This window comes from Planococcus sp. A6 (genome assembly GCF_028823615.1).
Classification (GTDB): domain Bacteria; phylum Bacillota; class Bacilli; order Bacillales_A; family Planococcaceae; genus Planococcus.
This window is the reverse complement of sequence record NZ_JAPEHT010000158.1, coordinates 1-6617: the sequence shown is the minus strand read 5'-3', so window position 1 is coordinate 6617 and position 6617 is coordinate 1. Positions and strand designations below refer to the sequence as shown.

Sequence of the window (6617 nt, the reverse complement as noted above, 5' to 3'; positions counted from 1 at the left end):
CCTTGCAGCGGAATCTCTTCCACTAACAGCTCCACTATCCATCTTCAAAATGGCGACGTTCTGTCGCTTCAGCTGCACGTACTCGCATCCTGCGAGCCCCAAGCGTGCTCCTTGCAGCCGACTCTCCCATTCTCCCTTATTTAAAACAACAAAAAAACCACTGGAAATTTCCCAGTGGCTTTATATACTGTCATCTAATTCATTTGCTTGAGTCAGCTGAACCATTTATGGTCCGCTGCTTTTTCCAGGCGGTTCATCAGGGCAGCGTCTTCATTTTCCGGCAATACACAGGCCAGGATTAAATCAGCATCCGTCTGGTCGCATCTGCGCAAGCTATCGTATAACTTATCCACAGCGAGCGGGAAGCAATAATCCGCTGTCTCGAAATCTTCGCGGCTCAGCACCGCGATTTTTTTCTTCTTGCCATGGATATGGTCGATCGCCTTTTCGATGAGCTTACTATTGTGCTCAATCAAATAAAGCGGAGCTTGTGGAGCATAATGGGCATATTTCATGCCAGGAGATTTCGGGGTATTGCCTTTTGTCTCAGAAGACAAGCGGACAGTCCCGATCACTTCTTCCAATTGTTCTTTCGTTACTTGGCCTGGGCGCAGGATAACAGGCGGTGCACTCGTCATATCGAGCACCGTCGATTCGATGCCGACCTGTGTCGGCCCGCCGTCTAAAATGAGCGGAATTTTACCGTTCATATCGAAATAGACATGCTCAGCCAAAGTCGGGCTCGGTTTTCCGCTCGTGTTGGCGCTCGGCGCTGCTACCGGCTGCTTCAAGCGCTTCAATAAGTTCAAAGCTGCCGGATGGTTTGGCACACGGATGCCTACCGTCGGCAAGCCGGCTGTTACATTAGAGGCAAATGTATCCGGTTTCGCCTGCATGATCAAAGTCAGTGCCCCTGGCCAAAAAGCATCCATGCATTGTAAAGCTTTTTCGGGAACATCTTCGACATACTCCAAGGCGGTCTCTTTGGAATCCACGTGAACAATCAATGGATTGTCGGTTGGGCGGCCTTTCGCTTCGAAGATTTTATCGACAGCGGTCGCGTTCATCGCATCCGCGCCGAGGCCATAAACGGTTTCGGTCGGAAATGCGACAACTTCCCCCCCACGGATATAATCCACAGCTTGTGCATAACTTTCGTCATTGTTCACATGTTCATCCACAAGAATTGTTTTTGTTTCCACCTAAACATCTCCAGTACAATAAGGTTTTGGCGACAATATCCACATTTTGTGGATAACACCCCTTAATATCAGGTGATTTGTGCACAACTTACTCTAAAATACAAAATACCATGCGGTCGTGTTTGTTGATATCTTTTTTGCAATAGACACGCGCATCAGGCAAGGCTTTCTGGAACAATTCCGTTACGGCAGCTCCTTGGCTGCTGCCGATTTCAAGCGCGATGATGCCCGGGCGGCTGATCAATTCCGGCACTTGCTCTGCCAAAGTTTCATAAGCCGCAAGTCCGTTGCTGTCTGCGAATAAAGCTTCATGCGGTTCGAATTCGCGAACCGTATCAGACAACCCCGGTGCTTCATGATGAGCGATGTACGGCGGGTTGGACAAGATAATATCCCATTTTCTTCCCGCAAGCGGCGCTGCCAGATCCCCTTTTGCGAAATGGACATCTGCGTTCAAAGTTTCAGCATTGCGTTCAGCCATAAACAAAGCTTCTTCCGAAATATCCGTCGCCATCACTTCCGCTTCGGGCAATTCGCATTTCACAGTGATTGCAATGACTCCACTTCCTGTTCCGATATCAGCTGCCTGCACTTCTTCCGTGCCGAATAGCTTGCGCTTCAGCTTCAAGGTTTCTTCAATCAGCTCTTCTGTTTCCGGGCGTGGAATGAGGACGGCTGGAGATACTTGGTAGGTTCTGCCGTAAAATTGTTCAACGCCCGTCAAATGTTGGACAGGTACGCCTTCAACCAATTCTTCGACATTGGACCAATAGGCTTCAAATTGGCGCTCTTCGATTTTATCGCGCATCGCCGCGACCAAACCGGAGTAATCCACTCCGAGTTCATGCTGCAACAGAATGCGGGCCGGTGTTTCTTCACGGCCGTATTGCTTTAAATAGCTTGTTGCTTGCTCCAAGGCTTCATATACAAATTCCACTGTCGTTAAGGTTTCAACTTTGTTCATTGTTCAAACTCTCCATCCTCGTTGATTGTTCATCGATCACCAGGGCGTCAACAATTTCATCCATCTTGCCTTGCAGGATTTGATCCAGCTTCTGGATGGTCAATCCGATGCGATGGTCCGTCACTCGGTTTTGCGGGAAGTTATAAGTGCGGATGCGCTCTGAACGGTCACCTGTACCGACAGCGGATTTACGTACGGAATCATATTCAGCTTGTGCTTCTTGCTGAAACTTTTCATAAACGCGGGCGCGCAAAACTTTCATGGCACTCGCTTTATTTTTGATCTGGGATTTCTCATCTTGGCACGTGACGACAATATTCGTCGGTAAATGCGTCAAGCGCACTGCCGACATGGTCGTATTGACCGATTGTCCTCCCGCCCCTGAAGATGCATAGGTATCGACGCGAATATCGTTATCGTGAATATCAACTTCGACTTCTTCTACTTCCGGCAAACATGCAACCGTCGCTGTCGAAGTATGGATGCGCCCCCCGGATTCGGTTTCAGGAACACGCTGCACACGGTGGGCGCCGTTTTCGTATTTCAGTTTGGAATAAGCGCCTTTACCGGTCACCATAAAGACCAATTCCTTAAATCCGCCAATTTCTGTTTGGTTCGAGTCCATAATCTGGACTTTCCATCCGTTGGCTTCAGCAAAACGGGAATACATCTTGAACAAATCGCCTGCGAACAAGGCTGCCTCGTCGCCGCCTGCTGCACCACGGATTTCCATGATAACGTTTTTGTCATCGTTCGGATCTTTTGGAATCAACAGGATGTGGAGACGTTCTTCCAATTCTTTTGAACGCCCTTCAAGTTCTGCGACTTCTTCTTTGACCATTTCACGCATATCGGCATCCATCTTTTCCTCAAACATGGCTTTGGAATCGGCCAATTGCGTCTGGACGTCTTTGTATTCACGGTAGGTTTCTACAGTTTCCTGCAAATCGGATTGTTCTTTGGAGTAATCGCGCAGCTTATTCGTATCGCTGACAATATCCGGGTCACTCAACATTTCGTTGAGACGGTCGTATCTGTCCTCGACAGACTGTAAACGGTCAAACATTGTTTTCACCTCTAGTTTCTTCTATATAAATAGTACTTACAACTTTACATTTCCCTACATTCAGCAAAAATGCTTCGCTTTCCTGCGGGCGAGCGCCAAGCCTCCTCAGTCGCTTTGCGCCTTGCGGGGTCTCGGCTTTCTCGCTTTCCCGCGGGAGTCTCCGCAGTTTTGCTTCATTTTGCTTAGGTTTCAGACATTTATTCTGTAACCGTAACACCGGCTGGGACTTCGTGGTGATGGCGGCAGCGGGGTTCGTAGGCTTCTGAAGCGCCGACTAGGATGATCGGGTCATCCGAACCGGCAGGCTTGCCGTCGATCAGGCGCTGTGTGCGGCTTGCGGGAGATCCACAAACTGTGCAGACGGCCTGCAATTTGGTCACTTGCTCCGCGATCGACAACAAGGATGGCATCGGACCGAACGGCACGCCACGGAAATCCTGGTCGAGGCCTGCGACAATTACGCGGAATCCGTGATCGGCCAATTTTTGCACATGGTCGACGATTTCCATATCAAAGAATTGCGCTTCATCGATGGCGATGATATCAAATTCGTCGGTTATATATTCTTTCATCTCACCGGAATGTCCGATCGGCAGCGCGATGACCGTAGTTCCATTATGGGAGACGACCGCTTCCTCGCTATAGCGGTTATCCAATTTCGGCTTGAATACCGCAATTTTCTGCTTGGCGAATTGCGCGCGGCGGATGCGGCGAATCAACTCTTCGGATTTTCCGGAAAACATGCTTCCGCAAATTAACTCGACCCATCCGGTCTGTTTCATGACGTACATAGTGGAGACCCCTTTCAAACATTTGCTGTTAATATCATACCAAAAATGGTGGGTGTGCCTATCATTTTTCTGCTATGTAATTGATTTTTTCCGTTCCTTGACGAAAAAAAATACCCATCCGGCGTTTTCGCGACGGACGGGTATAATAGTGACTTAGTTGTTGATTTCTTCTTTGAGGCCGTATTTTTTGTTGAAACGGTCTACGCGGCCATCTGCAGCTGCGAATTTTTGGCGTCCAGTATAGAATGGATGACATTCTGAGCAAAGCTCAACGTTGATGTTTTCCTTTACTGAACCTGTTTCGAATGAGTTGCCGCATGAGCAAGTCACTGTTGCTTTTTTGTACTCTGGGTGAATACCTGTTTTCATAATATTTTCTCCTCCCGCCCTGAACCATCTGGAACAGAGTTTAATCTATTTTGCCTATTGCCTTACACGGCTCGTTAGGCCGTATATGCAATAGTACTGTTTTGTTTCACTCTTATAATCATAGCAAAACTTATAGGCTTTTGCAAGCAATCAATTCGTCTTTCGCGGAGTGCGCGATGACTTGCTATCCCTTGGCAATTGCCCGAAAAACTCTTCATTGGTTTTCGAGTGGCTGAGCTTTTTCATGAAACGCTCGGTAAAGTCCGGCGAATCCGAAAAGGTTTTGCGGATAGTCCATAGTTTATCAAGTTGTTCCGGATCCATCAACAATTCTTCCTTACGCGTGCCGGAACGGCGGATATCGAGCGCCGGGAATATGCGGCGTTCAGCCAAGCTGCGGTCGAGATGCAGCTCCATATTGCCGGTACCCTTGAACTCTTCGTAGATGACTTCATCCATGCGAGATCCCGTATCGACAAGCGCTGTCGCGAGGATCGTCAAGCTGCCACCTTCTTCGATATTGCGCGCTGCCCCGAAAAAGCGTTTCGGGCGGTGGAATGCGGCAGGGTCGATACCGCCAGACAATGTGCGTCCGCTTGGCGGGATGACCAAATTATACGCGCGTGCAAGACGCGTGATCGAATCCATCAAGATGACGACATCGCGCTTGTGCTCGACAAGACGCATGGCGCGTTCGAGAACCAGCTCGGCTACTTTTACATGGTTTTCAGGAACTTCATCGAAAGTCGAAGACACTACATCAGCGTCAACCGAGCGTTCGATATCCGTCACTTCTTCCGGCCGTTCATCGATCAGCAGCACAATCAGTTCCGCTTCCGGATGGTTGGTCGTTACGGCATTGGCGATTTCCTTCAACAGCATCGTTTTTCCGGCTTTTGGCGGTGCGACGATCAAGCCGCGCTGGCCAAAGCCGACCGGGGACACAAGATCCATGATGCGTGTGGATAAATGTTCCGGCCCCGTTTCAAGGCGGATATGGCGATCCGGATACAACGGCGTCAAGCCTGGGAAATGGACGCGTTCTTTTGCGACTTCCGGGTCTTCGCCGTTGACGGCTTCTACTTGAAGCAACCCGAAATAGCGTTCATTTTCTTTTGGCGGACGGACTTTTCCGGATACTTTGTCGCCGTTTCTAAGGTCGAATCGGCGGATTTGGGAAGCGGAAATGTAAATATCCTGTGAACTCGGTGAATAATTGATCGGGCGGAGGAACCCGAAGCCTTCCGATTGGATGATTTCCAGGACGCCTTCCATGAAAAAGAAGCCTTCCTGTTCCGCACGGGTTTTCAAAATGGCGAAAATCAATTCTTTTTTCGTCAGTTTGCTGTAATTGTTCAGCTTGTATTCTTTTGCCAGGTTATAAAGCTCTTTGAGCGTCATATTTTCCAATGCAGAAATTGTCATCGTTGCCATCTAGTTGGACACCACACTTATCATTAGTTTCAGAATTTCTGGGGAATTTCTCTTGTTCTGGAGTCATTAAAGAAGGAGCCCGGCATAAAGCCGGACTCAGGTTTGGAGTATGGAAATCAATCTTTCATGACGAGATCCGGTTTTTTCTTGAGGCTGTGGCGCCCTTCGACAAAACGAACCGTGCCGGATTTTGCACGCATGACCAAGGTATGGCTTTCGGCAAAAGAACCTTTCAGCTGAACGCCGCGAAGAAGTTCTCCGTCAGTGATCCCTGTCGCTGCAAAGATCGCATCGTCGCCTTTAACCAAGTCATCCATCATCAACACTTTGTCGACTTCGAGGCCCATATCTAGGCAGCGCTGCCGTTCTTCATCATCCTGGGGAACGAGCTTGCCTTGAAATTCCCCGCCGAGGCATTTCAAACCGACTGCAGAAATAACCCCTTCCGGAGCTCCGCCGATGCCGAATAGGATGTCGACGCCCGTTTGGTCGAAAGCCGTATTGATGGCGCCGGCGATATCGCCATCAGTAATCAATTTGATGCGTGCTCCCGCATCGCGGATTTCCTTGATGATCTGTGCATGACGCGGCCGGTCAATAATCGTGGCAACAACGTCTTCGATATCCTTGTTTTTTGCTTTAGCGACTGCGCGCAAATTGTCGATGACCGGGGCGTTGATGTCAATTTTGCCGACAGCTTCTGGGCCGACTGCAATTTTGTCCATGTACATATCCGGTGCATTGAGTAAATTTCCGCGGTCCGCAATCGCCAGCACGGCAATTGCATTCCA

At 49.2% G+C, this 6617-nt stretch carries 7 protein-coding genes; all 7 read right to left on the bottom strand.

Going from position 1 to position 6617, the window contains the following annotated elements; all coding sequences use genetic code 11:
- Window positions 1–212: 212 nt before the first annotated feature.
- Entirely contained in the window at window positions 213–1202 is a 990-nt protein-coding gene (locus tag ON064_RS16415) for an L-threonylcarbamoyladenylate synthase (protein WP_121298348.1), read from the bottom strand.
- Between the two features lie 88 nt (window positions 1203–1290).
- Window positions 1291–2166, bottom strand: a complete 876-nt coding sequence (prmC, locus tag ON064_RS16410) for a peptide chain release factor N(5)-glutamine methyltransferase (RefSeq protein WP_274625608.1) — start codon at window positions 2164–2166, stop codon at window positions 1291–1293.
- Window positions 2153–3232, bottom strand: a complete 1080-nt coding sequence (gene prfA / locus ON064_RS16405; protein WP_121298352.1) for a peptide chain release factor 1 — start codon at window positions 3230–3232, stop codon at window positions 2153–2155. Before prfA ends, prmC begins: the two co-directional genes overlap by 14 nt.
- A 197-nt stretch (window positions 3233–3429) precedes the next feature.
- Window positions 3430–4023 (bottom strand): thymidine kinase, encoded by a 594-nt coding sequence (locus ON064_RS16400; protein WP_058382952.1) that lies wholly within the window; start codon window positions 4021–4023, stop codon window positions 3430–3432.
- A 153-nt stretch (window positions 4024–4176) separates the two neighbouring features.
- Window positions 4177–4392, bottom strand: coding sequence for a 50S ribosomal protein L31 (gene rpmE / locus ON064_RS16395; protein WP_058382951.1), 216 nt, complete (start codon window positions 4390–4392; stop codon window positions 4177–4179).
- A gap of 150 nt (window positions 4393–4542) precedes the next feature.
- Window positions 4543–5826, bottom strand: coding sequence for a transcription termination factor Rho (rho, locus tag ON064_RS16390; protein WP_274625607.1), 1284 nt, complete (start codon window positions 5824–5826; stop codon window positions 4543–4545).
- Window positions 5827–5942: 116 nt separating this feature from the next.
- Window positions 5943–6617: class II fructose-bisphosphatase (glpX, locus tag ON064_RS16385; protein ID WP_274625606.1), on the bottom strand; the 675-nt coding region annotated here is incomplete at its 5' end.